This is a genomic window from Paenibacillus amylolyticus, assembly GCF_003719335.1.
GTDB lineage: Bacteria > Bacillota > Bacilli > Paenibacillales > Paenibacillaceae > Paenibacillus > Paenibacillus amylolyticus_D.
In genome coordinates, this window is the sequence record NZ_RIAS01000002.1 from 35,572 (window position 1) to 59,850 (window position 24,279).

Below are 24,279 nucleotides of genomic sequence, written 5' to 3' on the forward strand. Positions count from 1 at the left end.
TGATGGACGCGGTAAATACAGAACAAGCTAAATCGAGATTATATGTAAAAGAGACCCAGTGTCCTTATTGCAGTGTGCAATGCAAAATGTCCGTAGAAGAGCTTGCCGCTCCCGTTGCAGGTCAGAAAGTGGCGGAGTATACGGTTCAAGGTGTGCCTAATAAGGCTTCGCAGGGCCGCTTGTGCGTGAAAGGAATGAATGCTCATCAGCAAGTGTTCAGTTCCGAGCGTTTGATGTATCCGCTCATTCGCCGTCAGGGGGAATTGGAGCCGTGTTCATGGGATGAGGCAATACAGACGATTGCAGATCGGTTACAACAGCTTCAAACGACGTATGGTTCTGATGCCGTTGGCGTATACGGCGGAGGCTCGCTGACCAACGAAACAGCGTATCTGCTTGGGAAATTTACCCGCGTGGCACTCGGCAGCAAGTACATCGACTATAACGGCCGCTTCTGCATGTCAGCAGCAGCTTCTGCCGGAAGCAAAGTTTTCGGAATGGATCGGGGTTTGACATTTCCGCTCTCGGACATTCCTAAAGCAACATGTATCATTCTGGCAGGAACGAATGTAGCTGAGTGTCAGCCAACGTTATTACCGTATTTTAATGAAGCCAAGGAGAATGGAACGTTTATTATTGTGATTGATCCTCGCAAGACAGCAACGGCAGCCATTGCCGATCTTCACCTTCAGGTCAAACCGGGTAAGGATGCACTGCTGGCTGACGCAATGCTGAAGGTAATTATGGCTGCCGGCTTGGCTGATTCCAGCTTTATTCAGAAACGGACGACCGGATACGAACAGCTTGTGCAGGAGATGGAAAGTCTCAACCTTGAGCAGGCCGCAAAAGCATGCGGGGTTGAACTGGACTTGATTCGTCAGGCGGCACTGGCTTATGGAGAAGCTCATACTGGCATGATTATGACGGCACGCGGAGTGGAGCAGCAGACGGATGGGCATATGGCTGTTCGGCATTTTTTGAATCTGGTGCTCGCGACTGGCAAAATCGGAAGAACAGGCTGTGGGTATGGTGCCATTACGGGGCAGGGAAACGGACAAGGTGGACGAGAACACGGGCAAAAGGCAGATCAGCTTCCAGGTTATCGTTCCATTGAAAATGAGGAAGATCGTGCGTATGTAGCATCGGTCTGGGGGATAGACCCGGCTCTTTTGCCGGGCAAAGGTGTATCGGCTTATGAGATGATGGAACGAATCCATGAGCAGGAGATTCGTGCATTGCTCGTGATGGGCTCTAATCCGGTCGTTTCGAATCCAAATGTACGTTTGGTGGAGGAGGGACTGCGCAAGCTTGATTTTCTGGTCGTAGCCGATATGTTTCTGTCCGAAACGGCCAGATTGGCCGATCTTGTCCTGCCCGTAACCGCTTATATGGAGAATGAAGGCACACTCACCAATCTCGAAGGGCGTGTTCTCCTGCGGGAACAAGGAAGGCCTGCGCCGGGAGAAACGCTAGACGATTGGGACATTTTGTGCCGGATTGCTGAGAAACTGGGCAAAGGTTCGTTGTTCCAATATGGGAAGGCTGAGGATATCTTCAATGAATTGCGAATCGCGAGTCGTGGCGGGGTGGCGGATTACTATGGAATTACCTATGAACGACTGCGAAACGAACAAGGAGTGTACTGGCCTTGTCGTTCCGTAGATGAGCAGGGCGAGGGAATGTTGTTTCATGAACGATTTGCTCATGTTGACGGAAAAGCTACATTTACTCCAGGAGCAAGTCAAGGGTGGGATGATGTTTCGGAAGCTTTTCCCTTGATTCTAACGAATGGGCGTATTCTCGCTCATTACCTAACAGGTGTGCAAACACGCAGAAGTCCAGCCCTTGCTGCTCGTGAGTTAGAGAACTATGTGGAACTGCACCCGTCAACCGCAGCTCGTCATCGCATCCGTGACGGAGAGTGGGTAGAGGTTCAGTCGGCCTATGGTAGCTTCACTGTCCGTTCGCGAATCAAGGCATCCATCCGCGAGGATACGCTGTTTGTGCCTATGCACTGGGGAGGGATTCAGAATGTGAACCGCGCAACAAGGCCTGATCTGGATCCTTTCTGCCGAATGCCTGGATTCAAGACAGCGGCCGTGAAGATTCAACCGCTACGACTGGTCTAACCATGAATTGATGCAATATTCCAAGAATAAATAGCCGCCCATCTCATGTCGTTTTGCGGGATGGAGCGGCTTTTTGCGTTTTATACGCAATTGGGCTTTAGTTCGCTAGTTCGATGGAAACATGAATATTGGCCCATGAAAGGAGTGAGCGATTTCGTTATGATATTCATTAGGGGTACATATGTACGCATTCGTTCTGTTTTGCAAGATACGGCTACAGGGTATTAACTGTTGAAGGATAAGGAATCTATATATTTGTAATAAAATGGTTTTTTTTAAATGAGTTTTGATTGAAGTAATGAGAGGAGGAATGAGGCATTGAATGTATGGATTACAGTGAAAAGTCTGGGCAAGCGCAAACCGGCTCTTGCAAAACAAGCCGCTGAACTTCCGGAAACAACAAGCACACTTCGGCTGCTTATCGAGAACATGGTTGAACAACAGGTGAAAGCTTTTCGAGAGAGGAAGGACGCGGCGGGGATGCTTGTCTATCTGATGCCCGAGGAGATTGACGCGCAGGGTGCTACGGGAAAAGTAGGTTTTGGCATGATGCGTGGCGAGGGCGTTCCCGATCTTGGGGAGGCGAAGGAAGCCGCGATACTTGCTTATGAAGACGGGCTGTACAAAGTATTTCTGAATGATGAAGAATTGGAAGACTTGGATCAGCCATTGAAAATAGAGGATGGAGCTCATGTAACCTTTATCCGCTTCACGATGCTAGCCGGACGTCTGTGGTAGGGAGAACAGAAGCAGTATGACAAGGAGGAGAACAGGATGAATCAGGAAGATCAGGTACAAGCATATATCGAGGGATTGCAGGAAAAAGCAACGACCCTCACAGGGACCAAGCTGGAAGTAGCTAAATATATGATAACGTTGGCAGAGTCGACGTACTTGCGTGGGGATGAAGAGGACTATTTTCAAATGGAGAGACAGCTGATGAGCCTAGCATTAGAGAATCAGCAGCCGTTATTCCAGCCGATTCTTGAGGTGCTTGAGCACCTGACCTCTGACGGGTTTGTTGCCAGATTCCGCTATATTGCTGAAGGTGCGACGCTTTACCCTTATAGTACAAGCTATGAACGCAGACCTTTCAGAACATCCGATCCAAGACAACATGTCATTCATGTGTTACGCAAACTGCTCGGTTTATTCCGAATGGAGGCTAGAGGAGTTAGTTTGAAGGAGTATTTGACCGTTCGTGAGCAAAATATGCTTCATCAGCATGAGTTCCGTGCGGTACTGCCGGATTGTATCGCTTATGAACTGGATCATTCGAACATGGAAGTCAAGCAGGCACTGCACGATATTATTTATGGCGATAACCAGACTGCATTACTGACGGGTGAAATGATCAAGGGCATCTTTATGAGTGAACAGGCCGATGCGTATCACATGGTGGGTGAACTCTTGATTGCAGCAAGACTGCAGGAAGGGCTTCGCCAGAGCATTGTGGAACGAATGGACGAAGGTACGTTAGAAGCGTATATTTACATATTAAAAATCATTCTGGACAACAATCTGATTCGATTCAGTTCCGTTGTAAGAGCCTTGGGCGTATGGACGGGGATCGGGATTGAAGCAGCCAACCAGCGTGTGGCAACACAATTGCTTGAGCAGATCTATGAAGCGCTTGTGCATGAGGATGTTCGTGAGGCGTGGAGACAGGAGAAAAACGCTAATAAACTGTACATCAGCCTGTGGGCAACAGCGGTCATTGAAGAGAATGATTTGCAACCTAAGGTTACAGAGATCATGGACCAGGGCGAGTTGTACCAGAAGATTGTGGCTCAGTACGTTCTGGCTAACAGCCAGTACCTGGGGCTTCGTCTTGCTATGGCACGTAATCATCTGGGTGTGCAGCATCCGGAACTGATGCACTGGGTTGTGAAAAATTATACGGCGGCGTATTCGCACAATTGGAGCTTTGAAGAGGGAGAGCACCAACGTAGTGTCTATGTACCTCGCTGGGATGTGCTTGAAGATAAACAGGCACGCCGCCATGATTTTGATCAGTTTAAACAGATGCTGGATTTCATTCCTAAGGGCGGTTCAGGCGGGCCTTCAGGTGTGCTGGATTTTGTGAACTATCAGATCAATAGTGATGACGTCATCAAAAAAATGTTGTATTTGGCTGCTTATGATATGGATGCGGACTGGATTGCTGAGATCATTGCTCTCAAGGATCGATTAAGCCCCGAAATGCGCGGAGAGCTTCTGTCGCAGTTTGTGCAAGAGCCTGATAACGAGGTGCAGCGCCAGTTTGTGTTTGAAAGTTTGTCTGATAAAAGCATGAGTAACCGAGAAAGTGCATTGCAAAAAGTGAAAAAGTTGGTATTAACCGAAGATGAGCTACAGCAGATGGAAGTACTGTTAAAACTCAAAACGGGATCTCTCCGGCAAAAGGTGATTCAAGCCCTGTTGTTGCAACCTGTTGAGAAGTTGAAGGATTCGGTTCAACGATTACTAAAAACGAAGAATGAGCTGCAACGTCTGGGTGCACTTGAACTGTTAACGGAGATTAAAACGGATACGGCACGTGTAGAGCAACTGGAACAGCTCAAGCCATTCGCAGAGGAACTAGAGAAGCCTACAGCCAAGGAAAAGAAGCTACTCGACAAACTATTGGATGAAGGAAGTCGTTACACAGCCTCCAATGGATATGGTTTATTTGACCCGAATCAACGGCAACCGCTGTTGGATGAAGAACGTGACCTTTCTGGCTACAAGCCAAAGGATATATTTAATGGTTCTCTGGATAAGATCAGTACTTTCCTAAAGGGATTAAATGAACTGGTTCATGAGCACAGGGATCATGAGTATGTGGTGGAGTATTATGCAGGTTACAAAGATACGTTGCTCATTGGAACCAGCCTTCGTTCCAAAGTTCCTTATGCCGATCGGTCGAAAATGAAACAACTGGATCAGTTTCCGTTGGATGAAGTGTGGAAGCAATATTTCGAGCAAAACGGTCTAAGCAGTTTAGAACTGCTACAGCTATATGTCGAACTGCAGTTAGGCAAGCTGAACAGCACATTGGATGAACATTATTCTTTTTATCGAGAGCAGTATGATTATGACAAATTAAGAAAGATGCCATTACTAGAGGGTTGGCGCAAAATATTTGCCGAACAGACCTATCCATTGAATGAGATGGTGAAGCTGCACGAGGTGATGGGCGCACTGCCTTATAAGGATCAGGTTCATGCATTGATCTCGGCTGCATTTCTGGATAGTGATTCAGCTGAAATCTTCGAGACCGCAGAAAAGGCATGGGCTTCCATTATTTTAAGTATGCCTGCAGAGCAAATGGAGAAGGAAATGGGGATGCTTCAGATTCTGACAGACCCATGGAAATATATCGTCCGGAATGCCGTGTATGACGACGCGAGCTTCAAGCGATACTTCCAGACCTCGTATCAATTTTCTCACCTGGTAGAGCCTTATCATCCGTTGTCCCTCCTGTCACTCGACGATTTCCTGCGAGCCTATCAATTAGGACTGATTGATGATCAGGAGATCTACCGTCAACTGATGGTCGGACAGTCCCGTTATCTGTTCATCCGTGACATGACTTCAGCGCGTACAGAGCAGATCAAAGATGATCCGAAGCTGATTCATCTGCGCGATACGGTGGTCAATCGTATTCTGGAGATTGAACTGACCCGGGGGGAACTATCCACTGAAGTGAGTAACCTGGCTATGAAACTGGAACGCATTGAGGGCATGGAACATTGGGTGCATCTGGTTGCTGCCATGGATCAGGATACGTTTGTTCGTGGGTATATTTATAGTTATGGTGAAGGGAATACAACGCGTAAAGAAATGTTCAGTTATCTGATTAAGCATTGTCATCCACGGGCTGGGGAAGATGAGCAGTTGCTGGCGGAATTGCTCCACAAGTATCCGGTTAAGGAGAAAAAGCTGCTGGAGGCTGCAATGTATGCACCGCAATGGATGGAACTTGTGGCGAAACATCTAGGCTGGAAAGGGCTTCGTAGTGCGGCTTGGTACTTCCACGCTCACATTAATGAACAATTCAGTGCGGAGAAGGAAACAATTGTTGCGCATTATTCTCCAATTACGCCGCAGGACTTTAATGATGGGGCCTTCGATATCGCCTGGTTTGAAGAGGCTTACGCTGCGGTTGGAGAAGAACGATTCAACCTGCTGTACGATTGTGCCAAATATATCTCCGGCGGAGCCAACCATCGCAGATCACAATTGTTCGCAGATGCTGCGCTTGGCAAACTCAGTCTGAAGGACATGCATGATTCGGTAGCAGACAAGCGGAATAAGGATCACCTACTGACCTACAGTCTGATTCCGCTGGCAGAGGAACGGGATCGGGATGTAAGAGAACGTTACGACTTTATCCAGAAGTTTCAGTTGCAGAGCAAGCAGTTCGGGGCGCAGCGGCGCGCGAGTGAAGGATTAGCTTCACAGATTGCGCTGGGCAACCTTGCGCGGAACGCGGGTTATGCTGATGTAACACGTCTCATGTGGGATATGGAAGCGCGTAAGCTGGATGAGGTAAAATCTTATTTCGAACCGCATACACTGGATGACGACACGACGGCTCAACTCGTCATTGATGAGGAGGGACAGTCTGATCTCGTCATTGTCAGCAAAGGCAAAGTGCTGAAGTCCGTTCCGGCTCGTCTCAAAAAGGACGGATACATTGCACAGTTAAAAGAATTAAAGTCTGATCTGACCGATCAGTATCGACGCGCTAGACAGGAACTGGAGCGTTCCATGACGGCAGGAACGACCTTTACACGTCAGGAGATCGCGAGTCTGATGCTCAATCCAGTTATTCATCCTCTGCTCAGGACGTTGATCTTCAAGTCAGGTGAAAAGCTTGGAAGATTTGATGCTGCATCCAGTGGATTGCTTGCTCCGGGCACAGAGGGAGTTACTTATGCCTTGAAGGAAGAGGATCAGTTGCTAATTGCGCATCCGCTGCATTTGTATGAGAACGGTAAGTGGAGTGAATTCCAGCGTGATCTGTTTACTCGTCAGGAACGTCAGCCGTTTAAGCAGGTTTTCCGTGAACTGTATCTGCCGAATGAAGATGAGCTTGCTCAAGGTATGGTTTCTCGCCGCTATGCAGGTTATCAGATTCAGCCGAATAAAACGGTAAGTTTGTTGAAAAGTCGTCAGTGGACGGTAAGTTATGAAGAGGGATTGCAAAAGGTGAGTTATGAGCATAACTTGATCGCTAATCTTTATGCAATGGCGGACTGGTTCTCTCCAGCAGATACGGAAGCACCTACGCTGGAGACCGTTCAATTCTATGATCGTCGTACGTATAAACCTGTAGAATTGAAGGATGTACCGCAGGTGTTCTTCTCTGAGGTCATGCGTGATATTGATCTCGTGGTTAGCATCGCACATGTTGGCGGTGTGGACCCAGAGGCAAGTCTTACGACCATAGAGATGCGACATGTCATTGTGAATGAGTCTTTGCGTTTGCTCAAGCTGGATAATGTGCGTTTGGACGGGAATTATGCACGAATCGATGGTGGACTGGGTGAATATGCCGTTCATTTGGGAAGCGGTAATGTCTTCAAGCAGGCCAGTGGTGCAATGTATATCGTGCCTGTGCATAGCCAGCATCGGGGACGAATCTTCCTGCCATTTCTGGATGAAGATCCAAGAACCGCCGAGATTCTGTCCAAGATCGTACTGCTGGCTGAGGACAAGAAAATTAAAGATCCGCAGATTCTTGCACAGCTTCAGCAATAAAGATATATGTGTAGCATTAATGTACTTGAATGATTATAGACCGCCTCACTTGGGGGCGGTCTATTGGTTATACCATTTTTTAATGAGAGAAGCAGCGGTGGAATCTATGGATTGGCTATATAATGGTGTTGTTTGCAGATGTTGAGGATGACAGGATATGTTAAGATATACGCAGGAATCAAGGTACATACGAATCGGTACATGAGTAAGTATGAATGGGATTCTGCGCTACATTATGTTTTCAGGCAAAGGAGAGTGCACAAGACATGTTAATGGTACCTTATCGGGAGCAGGATCACCCCAAGTTAGTAGCCATCTGGGAGCGTGCTGTTCGAGCAACACATACATTTCTGGAGGAGCATCACATTCTGTTTTATAAAAAGATGGTCGGTGAAGCTTTGGAATTCAAACAAGTCGAGGTCTGGGAAGTGCTGGATACCGAGCAAGAACCTATTGGTTTCATCGGTCTGGATAATAGCTTTATTGAGATGTTGTTTGTGGACGAGCATTTTCAGGGACAAGGCGTTGGGCGATTTCTGGTTCATCAAACGATGAAAATGAAGGGCAATGAGCTTAGAGTAGATGTGAATGAGCAGAATGAGGATGCAGCCCGGTTTTATGCGAAGATGGGATTTGTACAAACAGGACGCTCCGAACTGGACAGCTCAGGTAATCCTTTTCCGTTGTTACACCTGGAAATGAAGCGAGCAGGGGCTTAATTAGGTGGAAACGTCTGTCAGGCTTGAGTGAGAATGGTTTAAGATGCTTCTTTGAATGACTTAGCATGTTTAGTTCGGTGCAGCTATTCATCAAGCCTGTCGGGTAAGATGACGACAGGTAAAGGTAAAAACCCCGGTGGTAACTCCTGTATGGGAGGCGCTGCCGGGGTTTTGGGTTTTCCTTACTGGTGAACCGCGGTCATTGAACCGGGCAGGAAGGGGGCTTTTTTCCAAAATAACATTAATGTGCCTCTTCATCGTCCAGGAACGGTTTGTTCACTGCATAATACATGAAGCCCATCAGCAAGACGCCACCTACCAGATTACCAAGCGTCACAGGCACCAGGTTGTGAATCACACCACCGAACGAGATCGTGCCAGGGTGGTTTAACACAAGCGCAATCGCAAACGTACACATATTCGCAATGCTGTGCTCATATCCCGAGATGAAGAAACAAAACACAAAAAGCATCATGGCAAACATTTTGGCGCCATTCTCTTTCATAAACATCGGTACGAAGAACGCCAGACACACAAGCCAGTTACAGAGGATTCCGCGGAAAAAGAGCTGCATCGCTGGCGCTTCCATTTTGTGCTCGACTACACTTAACAGAAAACCGTTGACTTGGGCTGAATCAAACAGTCCCGTCAGGTAGATCAGCAGGGCAAACACCGCCGCACCCATCAGATTTCCGCTATAGCTCGCAATCCACAACTTAACCACTTCAAGCCAGCGCAGCTTTTTGCGTAACGCCGCATAGGTGTAATAGAACGTATTGCCTGTAAATAAGTCACCGCCGCCATAGGCAATCAAAATAATTGCCGCACCGAACGTAATGGCTGCCATAGGGTATGTAAACGGTGAATTCTCCATATAGAAGAAATTGCCCGTCTTAAAAGCCACGATGACTCCGAAGCCGATAAACATGCTGGCCAGCATGGAGCGTGACAGGTATCGCAGCAAACTTTGCTTGTAGATTTTGTGTTTCTTCATAGCAAGTTGCTCGACACCCCGTAAACCTTCCGTTTCCATAATTCGCCTCCTGTATGTAATGAATCATCCAACTTTTCTACATTATACCTGTAATTTGCTTCAATAGTTGACCGAAATGAAAGAAATTAAACTATACATCATTAGATCGCCGAGAATGCCGAAGGCTGGCGTATGTACGATCCTACAGAAAACATCAAGATGGCAACTTTAACACAGAAGCACTTAAAGCAGAATACTTAATGTATAAACAACTCACGTAAGGTACCCTTCCACAGGGGAAGGGCTTAAACTATTCGGGATCAAGTTCCCTCTTGTATTGCTCTACGGGAAAAGGAAACATGCAGCTCTGCCAAATGTCATTCAGCTGTGCTTCTGTCCGTTCATGTGGAACATGCTCTTCGGTGTAAGAGCGCTCCAACTTATCGCGCATAAACGCTTCCGCACGGGGACTAGGGCGAGAGTGAAACTGTTTGGAAAATTCGCCGTGAACGTCTGCCTCTCTCAATTTGCTAAGAGCACTATTTAATAAGGGACTGCCCGCATACAATAAAGATTCAGTCTCTTCACATTCGAACTTGAGAAAAAGAAGTGCCTTCTGAATGGCATGAATCTCGCCTTGAGTAAGATGTACTGCCTGAGTCGTTTCCTCTGTTAAATGTTCACCAGCTTGCTCTGGTGATCGTTGTTCATCACTTGAGTTCATTAATCATCACGTCCCGAGATAGATTGAAGTTCCCGTGCTGCCGAAGCACCGAAGTCGGGATGCGTTTGCAGTGATTCCAGCGCCAGCACAGCATGCGGGAGATGTTTGTTTGCTTTTACAATATCAAAAGCAGCACTTTGAACCAATATGAAGGCTTCCGATTCAATGACCTCCTGAGCCAGTCGAATTTCAACCTCGGTAACAGGGAGAAGGGCTAACGCTAGTAGAGCATAAATCTGTACATCCTCGTCTTCTTCCGGATTGCGTACTAGCTGTCCTGCTGCTTCACGGATGTTAGACAGGAGGGGAGAAGTTCCTGCCATACCGAGGGCACGCCAAGCTTCGATACGTACTAAATCTTCCTCGTACGTATTCATACCAAGAGCAAGGACTTGCGCAGTGAGTTCAGGATCATGTAATTCGATGATCTGACGAAGTGATTCCTGTTTTTCCTCTGATGTGGCTGAATCGAAATGAGGAGATCCAACTGCATCATGTTTTTCTTTATCTTCATTAGACATGTATATCATTCACCTCCTGAATAAGTTCAAGATTGGGGTGGGAGTTGAATTGGGCGTGCTTGGAGCGCTTCTTCTACGATCTGCTCCGCGGTTAACTCACGTTCGTCCCAAAAAATCAGATTGCTAACCTCCGCATAAGGCAACGCCTCCTGCACCTCTGTTAACATATCATCCAACTCTTGCTCAGTTCCTTCCGCGTTCATAATTTTGCGAACTAATACGACGAGATGTTCATGATTGGACATTACAGTACCTCCTGAATGTTGAATTAAAGAAATAAGTTGGGGTCAGCCTGCTTAATCCGACATGGGCTGATCCCATGGATCAAATTTCACGAAAATGGGCAGCAGTTTCGGTGCTAACATGAGATGTAGCGCATCTGTCTTTGGCACCGTATAAGAGATGATATAGTCCCCAAAGTGCGGCTGATATTCAAAGTGTGCGAATGTGACCGTTTGATCTGGATACTTGGCAGCTACGTATAATGTTGTAGCCCCTCTAGCCAGCAATTCCTTCACCAGAGGGATCTGAGCAGTAAGCATGATTACGATGAGTGCAACGATAGCGTGTTTCATGTAACGTTTAAGAAAATGAGTCAAAGACAAAACCCCCTATCTGATGACCATGTCCAAGCATTAGTCTATCATTGATAAGGGGAAAGTTCATGATCACAAGGTCGCTGTTTAGTGCATCGTAATAGCGATATTACCGAACTGCTCGCCTTTTTCCAACCGTCCAAAAGCCTGTGCCGTATGTTGCAGTGGATAGATGCTATCTACTAGAGGATGAATCTTATGTTTATCTACCCAATCCAGCATCTGCACAAACTCTTCACGGCTGCCCATAGAAGTGCCGATCAAGCTGATCTGTGGAAAAAAGATCGAACGAATCGGCAGATTCAGATCATCGCCGGAGCTTGCGCCAAACATCACGATTCGTCCGCCTGGTCGGATGATCTTCTCGTATTTGGGAAACATCGCTTGTCCAATACTGTCCAGAATGATGTCCACAGGCTCATGAGGATTCATCAAGTTATTCCAGTTCGCATGACTATCCAAAGCTTGATCAGCCCCAAGACGTAAGGCCTCGTTTCGTTTAATCTCACTTCTGGATGTTACGGTTACCTTCGCCCCTGCAGCCACAGCCATAAGCAGAGCATACGTAGCGACGCCGCCTCCAATGCCAGGAATGAGAATATGCTCACCTGCTTTCAGACCGCCACGAGTGAACAGCGCACGATAAGCAGTTAGCGCGGATAGAGACAGTACACCAGCTTCAATCCAGGAGAGATGTTCAGGTTTGGATAGCACATTGCTGGCAGGCAGCGTGATATATTGCGCTAGTGTTCCATCCGAAGGGCCGCCGACGATACCTGGAACCACAGGCACATCTGCGGTATTTTCCCAGCCGAGCGTCGGGTGAATGATGACTTCTTGGCCTATGGGGATATGTTGCACGTCTTCGCTAACTTCCACCACAATGCCTGCCCCGTCCGATCCGGGAATAAGCGGAGTGTCTTGAGGCGTACGATCTGACATAATGAAGAGATCCCGGTGATTAAGCCCAGCGGCGCGAAGCTCTACAACGACTTGTCCGGGGCCAGCTTCAGGTGTTGGACATGTTGAATATTGAAGACCTTCAAGGCCGCGATGACCTGAATGTATAATTGCATTCATCGTTTTGGATACGTTCATGGATGTTACCTCCCTGTAGGATATCGGTTATTGTGTCATCGTAGTTTTCTAGTAAAAGAGATAGACTACGCTTTACCGAGTCATTGTACAGGTGAGAAGGAAACACGTAAAATAAACAGAAATGAAGGTCAGTATCATAATTAATGATAGATAAGAAACGTTCATATAAAAACAAGCAGGTGAAGAGCACATGGATGCAGGTGATTTGAAGATATTTCAGGCGGTTGCCCGCGAAGGCAGTATCAGTAAAGCCGCCATTGTACTTAATTATGTGCAGTCCAACGTGACCACACGGATTAGACAATTGGAAGCGCAGCTTCAGGTACCGTTGTTTCATCGCTCTAATCGGGGGATGCTGCTCACTCCAGCAGGGGAGAACCTGCTGGGATACGCAGATCGAATATTGGAATTATTAGATGAAGCAGAGCAGGCCGCACAGGAAGGAAGCCCACCGTCGGGAAATCTTCGTTTGGGTTCGATCGAGACAGCAGCTTCTCGTTTCCTGACACCGCTTCTGGCAGAGTACTGCGCATGTTATCCGGAGGTACGTTATTCCCTTGTCACAGGTGGCACACACGAGCTGAATCAGAGGGTTATCGTGCATGAATTACATGGTGCTCTGGTGTATGGCCCCGTCGAACATGCGAAGCTGAAATATATGAAAATATACGACGATGAACTGGTGCTCATTGTTAAACCGGGCGAACATGACATGTCAGCGCTGCTCAACAGACCGATGTTGTTTTTTGAGGTTGGATGCAGTCATCGTACTCAGGCGGAGGATTTTTTGAAGACCCAAGGGGTTCATTCATTAAACGTTATGGAATATGGGACACTCGATACCATTATCAATGGCGTCACAGCCGGGTTAGGCGTATCCTTGCTGCCCCGTTCTTCGGTGGTTCAAGCGGCATCCAGAGGTGAGGTGCAGATTGTATCATTGCCTGACCCGTATTCTCGTCTGGAAGTAGGATTTGTTTATGCTCATGGTGAACATATATCTAACGCTCTTCAAGCTCTAGTGGAGATTATGACGGTACCGGAACAGTAAAGGAGAGGTTGATTTTGTATAAACGTACAGGCACTGAAAAGGATCATGATGTAGAACAAAATAACAAATTAACGCTTGCCGACGCATTCGGTCAGGCGGCGTACATTGTAGGCGGGAACGGCAGCCGCAAAGTGAAAGTGCTGCAGGAGGCGCTGGAACAGGTAGATGGAGAAACATTCAGTGACCACTACGGTCACGGTTCAATTATTGATGAGTTCCAACAGGAAATGGCAGATGTGTTAGGGAAGGAATCGGCGGTTTTTTTTCCAAGCGGCACGATGGCGCAGCAGATTGCACTTCGTATCTGGTGTGACCGGGCAGGTATCAAGCGAGTTGCGTATCATCCACTGTCTCACCTGGAGATTCATGAAGAAGATGGGCTAAAGGAGCTGCATCAGATCGAAAGCATTTTGCTGGGCGAAGCGGATCGTTTGATTACACTGGGCGATGTGAGAGGAATGAAGGAGAAATACGCCTGTTTGTTACTTGAGTTACCGCAGCGTGAGATAGGCGGGCAACTGCCGGCTTATGAGGAACTGGAGGCGATTTCGGCGTACTGCCGTGAGCACGGGATCAAGCTGCATCTGGATGGAGCGCGGCTGTTTGAGATCACACCTTATTATGAGAAAACACCTGCGGAGATTTGTGGTTTGTTTGATAGTGTATACATCTCTTTTTACAAAGGTATTGGCGGAATTGCAGGAGCTATTCTTGCTGGAGAACCGGACTTCATGCAGGAATCCAAGGTGTGGAAACGGCGGCATGGCGGGGATCTGATTGGACTATATCCCTATATTCTCAGCTCTCAATATTATTACAATGGACGTATTGGCAAAATGGGACATTATTACGAACAGGCCAAGGAACTGGCGTCACTGTTTAATGCATGCTACGGGATTCGCACGATCCCTGAAATTCCCGTCTCCAATATGTTTCACATTCATTTTGCACTTGCCGCTTCCGAAGTTGAACCACTGCTTGTGCAGATGGCGCAGCAGTTTGATATCGCGATTACATCGTATCTGAACAAAACCGGAGGTAACAGTTGCTCATTCGAAATGTCGACAGGGGATCGATATGATCTGGTGCCGCAGGACAAGCTGCAGGCCGCGCTGACCTGGCTGGATGGGGCGCTGCAGAAACAGTTGTTGTAGGGAGTCATCGACGTTGTAAAAACTTTGGGTGAGATTTGAATTACTATGGTTTCGAATTATGTTACATGACCAAGGGAGGGAGTTAGCCAGATGAAAGCTTCGGAACTGGAACCGATTCGAGAGTTGTTGGTGCAGGCATATGGTACAACGATGGGGCAGGGCAGTAAACCTGAAACCGAGCAGGACATCGAGAGTTTCGAGCAAAAATACCAAGTGAAGCTTCCAGCGGTATATCGCGCGCTGCTGCTTGAATTTGGAGCATGTAACTTCGGTGATCCTGCCTTATTTTCTGCCAAAGAGCTAGACTGGGCGTATCCCGAGTTTCTGGATGCGTATCGAGAGTACGAGAAGGAATACGACCTGCCTAGCGGGCTGAAGCTTTTTCCAATCGGCGGATTCGGTGAGGGCAGTATTGCCGTTTTGGATGAGACTTCTGGCAAAGTGTTAATGCTCATTCATGACGACGCGAGTGATCTTCCTTTGCGTGAAATCGAGCCAGACTTCTATAGACTGATGATGTTACTGGCAGAGTCTGCAATTTGGGTGGAGAAGCAGATGAAGTAACGGGGAGAGGTGCATGGGAGGTGTATCAGGTGTGATGGATATTCGTAAATTACGCTACTTTATCGCCGTGGCGGAGGAACTTCATTTCCACCGTGCGGCTGAAAGATTAAATATGACTCAACCGCCGCTGAGTCAACAGATTCAAAATCTGGAAGAAGAACTTGGCGTAAAGCTGTTGGAACGTACGAAAAAGACGGTTAGGCTAACACCTGCAGGAGCCGTGTTTCTGGATCAGGCAAGACTAATTTTAGCTCAGCTTGAACGATCTATCCAGCTTACACAGAAGGTTGACCAAGGCGTCGTTGGTCATATAACGGTAGCTTTTGTGGATTCGGCTTCAGGCAGTATGATGGTCGATGTGCTAAGGCGATTTCGGGCAGTGTACCCACAGATCGAAATTACACTACGTGAGATGACATCTTATGAACAACTGCAGGCACTGCAAGATGGACAAATCCATATTGGATTTTTACGATATCAGGAGCATACGCCAAATGTATCCTTTCAAATCTTCCAGGAAGAAACGTTAATGGTGGTGGTTCCAGACGATCACCCTTTGGCAGAGCAGATTCAAGTGTCGATTACTGACTTGGCGGAAGAGGATTTTATTTTGTTCCCTAGCCATCTGGGCACACCTTTTCATCGTCTCGTTCGGGAGTACTGCAGGGAGCATGGGGTAGAACCGCGAATTACGCAGGAAGCCATCCAGATGTATACGATTGTGAACCTCGTTGCTGCAGGTATGGGAGTGTCCATTGTTCCTTCTTCGGTGGAGGTGTTTCAGCGCAGAGGTGTGGTATTTTTACCTTTAATAGAAAAACCGCCCTCCGTACCCTTATACATGGCATGGCGGACGGACATTAATCAGGGTGTGATCACCCGTTTTATACACATGGACAGGAGCGACTAATCTACATTAACCCGTCAGGACAGGATTCCTCTCAATCCATTTTCCTAATATTTCATCAATTCGAGTGAGGATATCCTGATCCAGTTTCACACCGGAAGCTTTTACATTTTCCAGTACTTGTTCTGGCCCGGATGCCCCAATAATCACTGAGCTGACATAAGGATGATGAAGAACCCAGGCAACAGCGAGTTGAGGAAGAGTCAGACCTAGTTCCTTCGCTAGAGGAAGAAGCTGTTGTACAGCAGTCAGCACATCATCGTGCAACCAATGACCGGCGAGCTTGTTGAAGAATGGTTTCCCTGCTTTGGCTGCTGCCCGTGATCCGGGCGGCACTGCTGAATACGGAAGGTATTTACCCGATAGTATGCCTTGAGCGAGTGGAGACCATGTAATCTGTCCCAGACCTGCTTGTACGCTTGCTGGCACAACTTCTTGCTCAATTACACGCCATAACATCGAATACTGCGGCTGACTCGCGATGAAAGGTACACGCAACTCTTTAGCTAGTGCGGAGCCTTGCTCAATCTGAGCAGCTGTCCATTCGCTAACCCCGATATAATGAACCTTGCCTTGACGAACAAGATCAGCAAACGCAAGGAATGTCTCTTCCAGTGGAGTGTGTGGATCATAGCGGTGAGCGTAATAGACATCGATATAATCCGTTTGCAATCGTTGTAATGAAGCACTGCAGGCTTCCATAATATGTTTGCGGGAAAGTCCTCTGTTATTGTGACCTGGACCGGTTGGATGACAGACTTTGGTGCATAGTTCAATACTCTCTCTTGGTACTCCCTTGAGAACCTCTCCCAACACAGTTTCCGCCTTGGTATTCGAATATACGTCTGCCGTATCAAATGTCGTAATACCTGCCTCCAATGCAGCTTGGACACAAGCTTGTGCTGTTGGATCGTCAACTTGTGATCCATGTGTAATCCAGTTGCCCAGCGAAATCTCACTGACGGTTAAACCGCTGTTTCCCAATTTGCGATATTCCATTTGTCATGCCTCCTCACTCATCTGGACTTCATTGTAGCAAGTGCAGATGATCAGGTGAAATATCTATTAAGCACATGATTGATATGAAAAACATATCACAGGTTAATCAGCTCTCCTGAATATATTTACGATAGAGGGCAGGCGTGATTTCCTCGAACTTTTTAAATATTTTAATAAAATACCCCGCTTCATTAAATCCCAACTCATCGCTGATCTGCGAAACAGGCATGTCTGTGACCTCCAGCAGCTGCTTGGCCCACTTGATTTTGAGCTTGGCGAGATACGTGGTGAAATTTTCACCCGTCTCCTTGGCAAATAATCTGCTGAAATAGCTTGGACTCAAGTGGCACAGATCGGCTGCCTGCTTTAGCGATACTTGTTCGCTCTTATGGCTATGGATATATTCAAAAGCAGGCTGGAGTACCGGATTGAGACTCTCTGTATCACTTGGACTATTTTTGAGATAAGCATCCGCAATGGCATTGGTCATTTCCTTTTTGATCGACTCGATGTTACGGATCGAATACCCCGGCAGGATGGTGGACAAGTTGACGGATTCCTGATTGCCAGAAGCTTTTTCGAACATCTCCACCAGCAAGTTTTTGTTCAAGGCTTCCTCCACAATATAGTTGCAGAGCAGCGACAGCATATTCGAAATCTTTACAATCTCCTCATACGTCATGACAGGTAATTGGTCGTAATCTGCCTGCAACTCCTTCATTTTCGCATCATGCATCGGTACGTTTTTGGACGTCACGATCTGCTCCAGATCGCTCCCCTTCTCGGGATCGGCCAGTTTGACTTGTCCAGCCATCACCGCGCCAATATATTTCCCATCAATGGTAATTGGAATCGCAATATCAATGATATTGAAATGACAGAGATAAACGTAAGGCTCGTTAAGGCGAACAGCCTCCAGACCGCCGCGAGAATCACACTTTTGACAATAGGGAAGGAGCTCGGGGTCTTTGCGAACGTTCTGGCAGAATGCTTGACAGCTGCTATGGCTGGTAACGGGTATGCCTTTATAATCGACGGTAAGAATGGCAAGTTTGGTGACGGTGGCAAGGGAATCTTGAAGGCGTTTCCACTTGTCTAGATCCAGTATTTTATTGATGTGCAGATATTCTTTAATCATGTGAAAAACCTCCGTAGCAGATCGAACTCATCGATCGGAGAGTCGTTAAAAAGTTAAAAGTTGTACATATTAAGACGTGAACAGGACGGGTAATGGAAAATAGGAGGTCAAAATTCAACCATCTCATGACAATAACATACCACGATTATGCGAAAAAGCAAAAAATTACGATTGCAAATTATAATAATTTGTTATCAAAGTCCACTGTAAACCTCTTGTTTCTGCGTTATATTTAGGTCAATTGCAACAGTTAAAATTTGATGTAACACGGAGCAAGGCCGCTTCACCTTTGAATTTCAGTTAAGAGGGACGAGTGCTGCCGCGCAAAACATTCTATTAAATCTACTTTTAGGAGGCATATCATATTATGAGAAAAGCATTTATCAGCCCAACCAAATACGTGCAAGGCGAAGACGAATTGTTGAACCTGGGTTATTTCGTAAAATCCTTCGGAGATTCTGCATTGTTGATTGCACACCCGGATGATGTACAGCGTGTCAAAGCCAAGCTGGATGCAACAGCAGAAAAATTCAATATCACGTTTGTTGAAAGCGGTTTTAGAGGTGAATGTTCACGTGAGGAAGTTGCTCGTTTGCAAGAAATCGCGAAAGAAAAAGGCTGCACATGCACGATCGGTCTCGGTGGCGGTAAAGCCATTGATGCCGCGAAATGTGTTGCTGAAGGCGATGCACTGATCATCTGCCCAACGATTGCAGCAACAGACGCACCGACAAGTCACTCGGCAGTATTGTACACACCAGAAGGTTCTTTTGACGATTACGCATACTTCAAGCAAAGCCCAAGCGTGGTGCTCGTAGATACAACCGTTATCGCTAATGCACCAACACGTTTCCTCGTATCCGGTATGGGAGATGCATTGTCCACATACTTCGAGGCAAGAGCAACAGCGAAATCCTATTCCCGTGTGAATGCAAGTCTGCCAATGGGTTCCCGCGAAGGGTACACGCCTTCTGCTGTAGGAACCAACGCAGCGCTGGCGCTTGCTAAATTGTGTTACGAAATGCTGCTTACGGACGGCGCCAAAGCAAAAGTAGCGAGCGACAGCAACGTGGTAACTCAAGCCCTGGAAAACATCGTAGAAACGAACATCCTGTTGTCTGGTCTTGGATTCGAAAGCGGCGGTCTGGCTGCAGCTCACGCGATTCACAATGGTCTGACGGTTCTGGAAGGTACACACCACTATTTCCACGGTGAAAAAGTATCCTTCGGTACGATTGCACAGCTCGTACTTGAAAATGCACCAACCGAAGAATTGCACCAAGTGATGGACTTCTGTCTTTCCGTAGGATTGCCTGTAAGTCTTGCAGATATCGGCGTAGAAACCATTACACAAGAAGAATTGTTGAAAGTAGCAGAGATTGCGTGCATTCCAGAGGAATCCATCCACGCGATGCCATTCCCGATTACAGTTCCTGAAGTAGCCGCAGCGATTGCAGCAGCTGACCGAATCGGACGGGAGTACAAAGCTCGCCAGGAGGCAAAATAAATGAAAAAAATCATCAACCAGGCTGAACATGTTGTCATGGAAATGTGCAACGGGATTGCGCTCGCGCACCCGGAGCTGGAATTCCTAAAAAAATATAAAGTGATCAAACGCAGAGAGATTCAAACTGACAAAGTCAGCCTGATCAGCGGCGGCGGCAGCGGTCACGAGCCAGCACATGCAGGTTATGTGGGTAAAGGTATGCTGGATGCGGCTGTGTGCGGAGATGTATTTGCATCCCCTTCCCAAATCCAGGTTTATCAAGCGATCAAAGCAACGGCAAGCAACAAAGGTACACTGCTTATCATCAAAAACTACAGCGGCGACATGATGAACTTCAAAAACGCAGCACATCTGGCTGAAGAAGATGGCATCAACGTGCAATATGTACGTGTGGAAGATGACATCGCTGTGCAAGACAGCTTGTACACGGTAGGACGCCGCGGTGTAGCTGGAACTGTTCTGGTTCACAAAATTGCCGGTGCCGCAGCAGAAGAAGGACGCAGCCTGGAAGAAGTGAAGGCTGTTGCCGAGAAAGCGGCGCAGAACGTGCGTAGTATCGGCTTTGGTTTCACTTCTTGTACGGTTCCTGCCAAAGGAACACCAACCTTCGAAATTGCGGAAGACGAGATGGAGTTTGGCGTTGGTATTCACGGTGAGCCTGGTATTCGCCGGGAGAAAATCGTCTCTGCAGATGAGCTTGCAGGACGTATGGTTTCCGCATTGCTCAAAGATATGAAGCTGGATCAAAATGCGTCCGCCGAGATCGCTGTGCTTGTGAACGGTTTTGGTGCGACCCCTCTGCAAGAGCTGTACTTGCTCAACAACTCGGTTCAACGTGAGCTTGCAGGACATGCAGGTCTTAACGTAGCGACGACATTTGTAGGCAACTACATGACCAGTATCGACATGGCAGGTGCATCAGTTACCATTCTGAAGCTTGATGATGAATTGAAAATCTTGTTGTTTAAGGAAAGCGACACACCTGCGTTTAAAGTGTCCGGCCCTCCAGTGGCGCAAGTTGCTTACTCCGAAGCGCTGGAAGCGGTTGTGACTGAGGATGCTCCAGTATCTTATGAAGTGCAGACGGATGCGTCAGCAGCTGTTGTTGAAAACAATCAGTTCTCACTGGATAACATGGTTTACCTGATCGATAAAATGGGCGAGATCATCATCAAGAACGAAGTACCGTTCTGTGAACTGGATTCCCATGCCGGTGACGGCGATTTCGGAATGAGTGTAGCCAAAGGCTTCCGTCAATTGAAGCGTGAGTGGAACCACATCGTTAACGAAGAGAAAAAAGATATCGGTTCATTCCTCGATGCATGCTCTCTCGTCATCATGGAGTATTGCGGCGGAGCATCCGGCCCAATCTGGGGTTCGGCATTCCGTGCAGCGGGCAAAGCGGCAGGTGAGAAACAACAGTTGAATGTCGCTGAGTTTGCTGAAATAATGCAGGCAGCGGTTCAAGGCATTCAAGCAACAGGTGAACGTTCCTTCGGACGCGGTGCAGTTGTGGGTGACAAAACGCTGATCGATGCACTCGTTCCATGCGCAGATGCCTGGAAGCAAAGTGCAGCGTCTGGCGACGACTTCAAAACTGCATTTGCCAAAGGTGCAGCAGCAGCGGTTGATGGTGCGAAGAAAACGGAAGATATCGTAGCACGTATGGGACGCGCAGGTACGGTCGGTGACCGCAGCCTGGGATATCCGGATGCTGGCGCGTATGCGCTGGGTGTTATTTTCACCGAACTGTCCGAGTCTTTGAAGTAAGAGAGGATTCATTGAATTTGCTTGCATGACGATATAGATTATACAGAACGATACAGATATGAACTGACACAGGTGACGGCGCCGGAGTCCGGCGTCGTTATGTGTGCTTTTTTTAGGCCATATGAGTCAATATTTACATGTACTCATTTACATCCAATTCGAATAGTTAAATTTAGATTTATTGTTGGCTTGTATTGTTAACTGCATTATGACATGCTGTTTCGCTCATTTCCTCGAGGGAAGCGTATGCATAGTGATATCTATTTATCTATATAATTTGAACTAAAGATTTTACACAGTCCACTCCGATGACAGAAGAACCTTCCAATCGCTGTTATCCCCAGATTTTTTGGATTCCCTTTTCCAAAAGGAAAAATCCGGTGATAAAGGCGAGCGCTTCGCTTTTCCAGGTTTTTTCTGTCCTCTCCGTTATTGTGTAAAAGAATAGTTCAAGTTATATCGCATTTTATATTACTTAAAGGAGCCAACCAATGAGAACAGTCACATCATTCTTGAAGAAACCGCAGGGGTTGCTGGTTTTATCACTTGTTCTGGTCATTTTCGGCAGTTTGTTCGCCGGCATGTTCAACACATCCTTCTATTCCGTTAAGGTTAAAGAGATCAAATTCAAGGCCGATCACGGAACATTATCGGGTCTGCTGTACATGCCGAAAGGCGCGGGCGCTGATGATAAAAGGCCAGTAATTATTACAACACATGGTTATTTGAACACGAAAGAAATGCAGGATGCACCTGCCATTGAGATGTCCAGACGTGGTTACATCGTGCTCGCACTTGATATGTATGATCACGGGGATTCCCGCTGGAGTGCACCTATTCCAGTGAAAGATATGTTCGGCACATTCTGGATTTATTCGCAATTCGATGCAGCTAAATATATCTATGATCAGGACTTCACGAAAAAGGATGACAAGGGTAACGCGTACGTTGCCGTTAGCGGTCACTCCATGGGCGGATTCTCGACACTGCTCTCCATGTACATGGATGAGATGACTTCACTGCAAACAGGACACCGCATGATCTATACAGGGATCTCTGTAGGCGCGGATTATTCGTATGCAGCAGCCGTGGCTCCGCAAGATCAGCTACAAGCAGCTTTTGGAAGCCGTACAGTGGGTATGATTGCGGGTAAGTATGACGAGTTTTTCTTCAATAAATCCGACGAAGAGAAAACAGCCGCTGAAAAAGAAATCAAAGGTACCGTGATGCGCAAGGATTTTGCCGCAACGATTTCGGGTAAAACATTCCTCGGACTGGCAGCAGATGCGCCAAGAGCGGAAACGGACAAGTTTACAGAAGTACAGTCCGGAGACCTGTTAGTGGATGGCAAAGTAGTACGCCCTTCGCAAACGGGCGAGCACATCATGTTCACACCGAATCAGACTCACCCGTGGAACCATTTTTCACCAACGACAACGGGACATCTGATCGACTTTTACGCGCATGCTTTCAATGGGGTAACTTCACCGAACCAGACCAATGTAAATCTGGGATCGGGAAATCAGATCTGGTGGGCGAAGGAAGCCTTTAACTTTGTAGCCTTGATCGGTTTCTTCCTGATGATTGTACCGTTGATTACGTTGTTGCTCAGATTGCCATTGCTGCGTAAAGCGGTTAGCAGCGAGATTGCAACAGTATCCGCTGCCGTAAGCGGCAAGCAAAAAACAATGTACTGGCTCGCGATTGCGTTCAGCACGCTGATTCCGGCTATTCTTTTCCCAACGCTGATGGATAAATCGGCAGACGGATTGAATGTATTGCGTATCATTGCTCTGATCTTGTTGATCGTAAGTGTGCTTGGTGCAGTCATTGGATTTATCTTGGCTGGAAGCAAAAAGAATGATTTTGCGGCAAGCCGCCGGATGAAAAACATGGGCGTAGGCAGCGTGCTGCTGGCCATTGTATCTCTGGTCATGTGGGTTGTGTTTAACTATGCGAGCAAAATTGTCGTTACAGGCACATACTTCAATGAACCAACGACGAACCAGATCGTATACTGGGCGCTGGTATCGGCATTGATTATGATTCTGGTGACCTTTGCATTCCACTATTTCTCCAAAAAAGATGCAGGTACCCGTTTCAGTGATTACGGAATCAGCTTGAATATCGGAACAATCATTGCCAGCCTTGTAACAGCTGTACTCGCTATTGTAATCGGGTATGCACTGCTGTTCGCGGTACAGGCGATCTTCGGAACGGACTTCCGTATCTGGACATTTGCGGTACGTACGTTTGAACAGGCACATTTCGTGACTGCACTGCGTTATGCACCACTGTTCCTGATCTATTACTTTGTGAGTGCCATTGCTCTGAACGCCAATACGCGCGGCAAACGCGGCGGTATGTTCCTTGCTATTGTACTGAATGTGGGCGGACTGGTATTGTGGATGCTGGCACAGTATGGCAAAGACTTTATGACAGGTGTGGCGCTGTATCCAACTCAAGCACTGAACGGCATCCTGTTGTTCGCACTGGTGCCATGTCTGATCATTGCTGCCGTATACGCACGCAAATTGTTTGAAAAAACGAACAATGTATGGCTCGCGGCATTTGTTAATACGTTGCTGTTTACAATGGTGACGGTGGCCAATACCGTCCTCTTCTGGAACTTGGTTTAATGTGAAAAAAGATATGGCGTGGCTTGTAGATTACACTGCTCA

19 protein-coding genes are annotated in these 24,279 nt (G+C 47.2%); 11 read left to right on the plus strand and 8 right to left on the minus strand.

Annotation, left to right across the window (positions count from 1 at the left end; all coding sequences use genetic code 11):
- The first annotated feature begins 2 nt into the window (after positions 1–2).
- From nasC to EC604_RS04015, 4 genes are all read left to right on the plus strand, one after another.
- The gene (gene nasC / locus EC604_RS04000; protein ID WP_429350844.1) at positions 3–2,129 is read left to right on the plus strand and encodes an assimilatory nitrate reductase catalytic subunit NasC; all 2,127 of its coding nucleotides are present in this window, start codon (positions 3–5) and stop codon (positions 2,127–2,129) included.
- Between the two features lie 318 nt (positions 2,130–2,447).
- Positions 2,448–2,867: a hypothetical protein gene (locus tag EC604_RS04005; protein ID WP_123062916.1), complete on the plus strand. Its 420-nt coding sequence runs from the start codon at positions 2,448–2,450 to the stop codon at positions 2,865–2,867.
- A gap of 36 nt (positions 2,868–2,903) precedes the next feature.
- Positions 2,904–7,877: a DUF4132 domain-containing protein gene (locus tag EC604_RS04010; protein ID WP_123062917.1), complete on the plus strand. Its 4,974-nt coding sequence runs from the start codon at positions 2,904–2,906 to the stop codon at positions 7,875–7,877.
- A 266-nt stretch (positions 7,878–8,143) separates the two neighbouring features.
- Positions 8,144–8,596 (plus strand): GNAT family N-acetyltransferase, encoded by a 453-nt coding sequence (locus EC604_RS04015; RefSeq protein ID WP_123062918.1) that lies wholly within the window; start codon positions 8,144–8,146, stop codon positions 8,594–8,596.
- Between the two features lie 241 nt (positions 8,597–8,837).
- Here the strand turns inward: EC604_RS04015 and EC604_RS04020 are convergent, their stop codons facing one another.
- From EC604_RS04020 to EC604_RS04045, 6 genes are all read right to left on the minus strand, one after another.
- Positions 8,838–9,629 carry a formate/nitrite transporter family protein gene (locus tag EC604_RS04020; protein WP_123062919.1) on the minus strand — a complete coding sequence of 264 codons (792 nt, stop codon included), beginning with the start codon at positions 9,627–9,629 and terminating at the stop codon, positions 8,838–8,840.
- A gap of 250 nt (positions 9,630–9,879) precedes the next feature.
- Complete coding sequence (locus tag EC604_RS04025) at positions 9,880–10,293, minus strand: hypothetical protein (protein WP_123062920.1); 414 nt, start codon at positions 10,291–10,293, stop codon at positions 9,880–9,882.
- Complete coding sequence (locus tag EC604_RS04030; protein ID WP_123062921.1) at positions 10,293–10,814, minus strand: hypothetical protein; 522 nt, start codon at positions 10,812–10,814, stop codon at positions 10,293–10,295. The genes EC604_RS04025 and EC604_RS04030 overlap by 1 nt, the downstream gene beginning before the upstream one ends.
- 26 nt (positions 10,815–10,840) lie before the next feature.
- Positions 10,841–11,059 carry a bacteriocin immunity protein gene (locus EC604_RS04035; RefSeq protein WP_123062922.1) on the minus strand — a complete coding sequence of 73 codons (219 nt, stop codon included), beginning with the start codon at positions 11,057–11,059 and terminating at the stop codon, positions 10,841–10,843.
- A gap of 51 nt (positions 11,060–11,110) precedes the next feature.
- Positions 11,111–11,413, minus strand: coding sequence for a hypothetical protein (locus EC604_RS04040; protein WP_123062923.1), 303 nt, complete (start codon positions 11,411–11,413; stop codon positions 11,111–11,113).
- 84 nt (positions 11,414–11,497) lie between these two features.
- A complete protein-coding gene (locus EC604_RS04045) occupies positions 11,498–12,490 on the minus strand; it encodes a quinone oxidoreductase family protein (RefSeq protein ID WP_123063387.1) in 993 nt (330 codons plus the stop codon).
- A gap of 208 nt (positions 12,491–12,698) precedes the next feature.
- Between EC604_RS04045 and EC604_RS04050 the strand changes: the two genes are divergently transcribed.
- The 4 genes from EC604_RS04050 to EC604_RS04065 all read left to right on the plus strand — a co-directional run bounded on the left by EC604_RS04050 (position 12,699) and on the right by EC604_RS04065 (position 16,187).
- Positions 12,699–13,559 carry a LysR family transcriptional regulator gene (locus EC604_RS04050; RefSeq protein WP_123062924.1) on the plus strand — a complete coding sequence of 287 codons (861 nt, stop codon included), beginning with the start codon at positions 12,699–12,701 and terminating at the stop codon, positions 13,557–13,559.
- Between the two features lie 14 nt (positions 13,560–13,573).
- Positions 13,574–14,713: a threonine aldolase family protein gene (locus EC604_RS04055; protein WP_123062925.1), complete on the plus strand. Its 1,140-nt coding sequence runs from the start codon at positions 13,574–13,576 to the stop codon at positions 14,711–14,713.
- Between the two features lie 90 nt (positions 14,714–14,803).
- Positions 14,804–15,277, plus strand: coding sequence for an SMI1/KNR4 family protein (locus EC604_RS04060; RefSeq protein ID WP_123062926.1), 474 nt, complete (start codon positions 14,804–14,806; stop codon positions 15,275–15,277).
- Between the two features lie 34 nt (positions 15,278–15,311).
- A complete protein-coding gene (locus EC604_RS04065; protein WP_123063388.1) occupies positions 15,312–16,187 on the plus strand; it encodes a LysR substrate-binding domain-containing protein in 876 nt (291 codons plus the stop codon).
- Positions 16,188–16,193: 6 nt separating this feature from the next.
- Here the strand turns inward: EC604_RS04065 and EC604_RS04070 are convergent, their stop codons facing one another.
- Both EC604_RS04070 and EC604_RS04075 read right to left on the minus strand, forming a co-directional pair.
- Complete coding sequence (locus EC604_RS04070; RefSeq protein WP_123062927.1) at positions 16,194–17,183, minus strand: aldo/keto reductase family protein; 990 nt, start codon at positions 17,181–17,183, stop codon at positions 16,194–16,196.
- A gap of 106 nt (positions 17,184–17,289) precedes the next feature.
- A complete protein-coding gene (locus EC604_RS04075; RefSeq protein WP_123062928.1) occupies positions 17,290–18,321 on the minus strand; it encodes a PocR ligand-binding domain-containing protein in 1,032 nt (343 codons plus the stop codon).
- A gap of 367 nt (positions 18,322–18,688) precedes the next feature.
- On the opposite strand from EC604_RS04075, the gene EC604_RS04080 reads away from it, so the two are divergent.
- From EC604_RS04080 to EC604_RS04090, 3 genes are all read left to right on the plus strand, one after another.
- Positions 18,689–19,828: a glycerol dehydrogenase gene (locus EC604_RS04080; protein WP_090917434.1), complete on the plus strand. Its 1,140-nt coding sequence runs from the start codon at positions 18,689–18,691 to the stop codon at positions 19,826–19,828.
- Positions 19,829–21,598: a dihydroxyacetone kinase subunit DhaK gene (gene dhaK, locus EC604_RS04085; protein ID WP_123062929.1), complete on the plus strand. Its 1,770-nt coding sequence runs from the start codon at positions 19,829–19,831 to the stop codon at positions 21,596–21,598.
- 491 nt (positions 21,599–22,089) lie between these two features.
- A complete protein-coding gene (locus tag EC604_RS04090) occupies positions 22,090–24,237 on the plus strand; it encodes an alpha/beta hydrolase family protein (protein WP_123062930.1) in 2,148 nt (715 codons plus the stop codon).
- Positions 24,238–24,279 lie beyond the last annotated feature (42 nt).

Bases quoted from the DNA above. Each gene is read 5' to 3' on its own strand.
- nasC (WP_429350844.1), top strand. From the start codon at position 3: ATGGACGCGGTAAATACAGAACAAGCTAAATCGAGATTATATGTAAAA.
- EC604_RS04075 (WP_123062928.1), bottom strand. From the start codon at position 18,321: ATGATTAAAGAATATCTGCACATCAATAAAATACTGGATCTAGACAAG.
- EC604_RS04060 (WP_123062926.1), top strand. From the start codon at position 14,804: ATGAAAGCTTCGGAACTGGAACCGATTCGAGAGTTGTTGGTGCAGGCA.
- EC604_RS04020 (WP_123062919.1), bottom strand. From the start codon at position 9,629: ATGGAAACGGAAGGTTTACGGGGTGTCGAGCAACTTGCTATGAAGAAA.
- EC604_RS04045 (WP_123063387.1), bottom strand. From the start codon at position 12,490: ATGAATGCAATTATACATTCAGGTCATCGCGGCCTTGAAGGTCTTCAA.
- EC604_RS04030 (WP_123062921.1), bottom strand. From the start codon at position 10,814: ATGTCTAATGAAGATAAAGAAAAACATGATGCAGTTGGATCTCCTCAT.
- dhaK (WP_123062929.1), top strand. From the start codon at position 19,829: ATGAAAAAAATCATCAACCAGGCTGAACATGTTGTCATGGAAATGTGC.
- EC604_RS04010 (WP_123062917.1), top strand. From the start codon at position 2,904: ATGAATCAGGAAGATCAGGTACAAGCATATATCGAGGGATTGCAGGAA.
- EC604_RS04015 (WP_123062918.1), top strand. From the start codon at position 8,144: ATGTTAATGGTACCTTATCGGGAGCAGGATCACCCCAAGTTAGTAGCC.
- EC604_RS04080 (WP_090917434.1), top strand. From the start codon at position 18,689: ATGAGAAAAGCATTTATCAGCCCAACCAAATACGTGCAAGGCGAAGAC.
- EC604_RS04025 (WP_123062920.1), bottom strand. From the start codon at position 10,293: ATGAACTCAAGTGATGAACAACGATCACCAGAGCAAGCTGGTGAACAT.
- EC604_RS04050 (WP_123062924.1), top strand. From the start codon at position 12,699: ATGGATGCAGGTGATTTGAAGATATTTCAGGCGGTTGCCCGCGAAGGC.
- EC604_RS04090 (WP_123062930.1), top strand. From the start codon at position 22,090: ATGAGAACAGTCACATCATTCTTGAAGAAACCGCAGGGGTTGCTGGTT.
- EC604_RS04070 (WP_123062927.1), bottom strand. From the start codon at position 17,183: ATGGAATATCGCAAATTGGGAAACAGCGGTTTAACCGTCAGTGAGATT.
- EC604_RS04035 (WP_123062922.1), bottom strand. From the start codon at position 11,059: ATGTCCAATCATGAACATCTCGTCGTATTAGTTCGCAAAATTATGAAC.
- EC604_RS04065 (WP_123063388.1), top strand. From the start codon at position 15,312: ATGGATATTCGTAAATTACGCTACTTTATCGCCGTGGCGGAGGAACTT.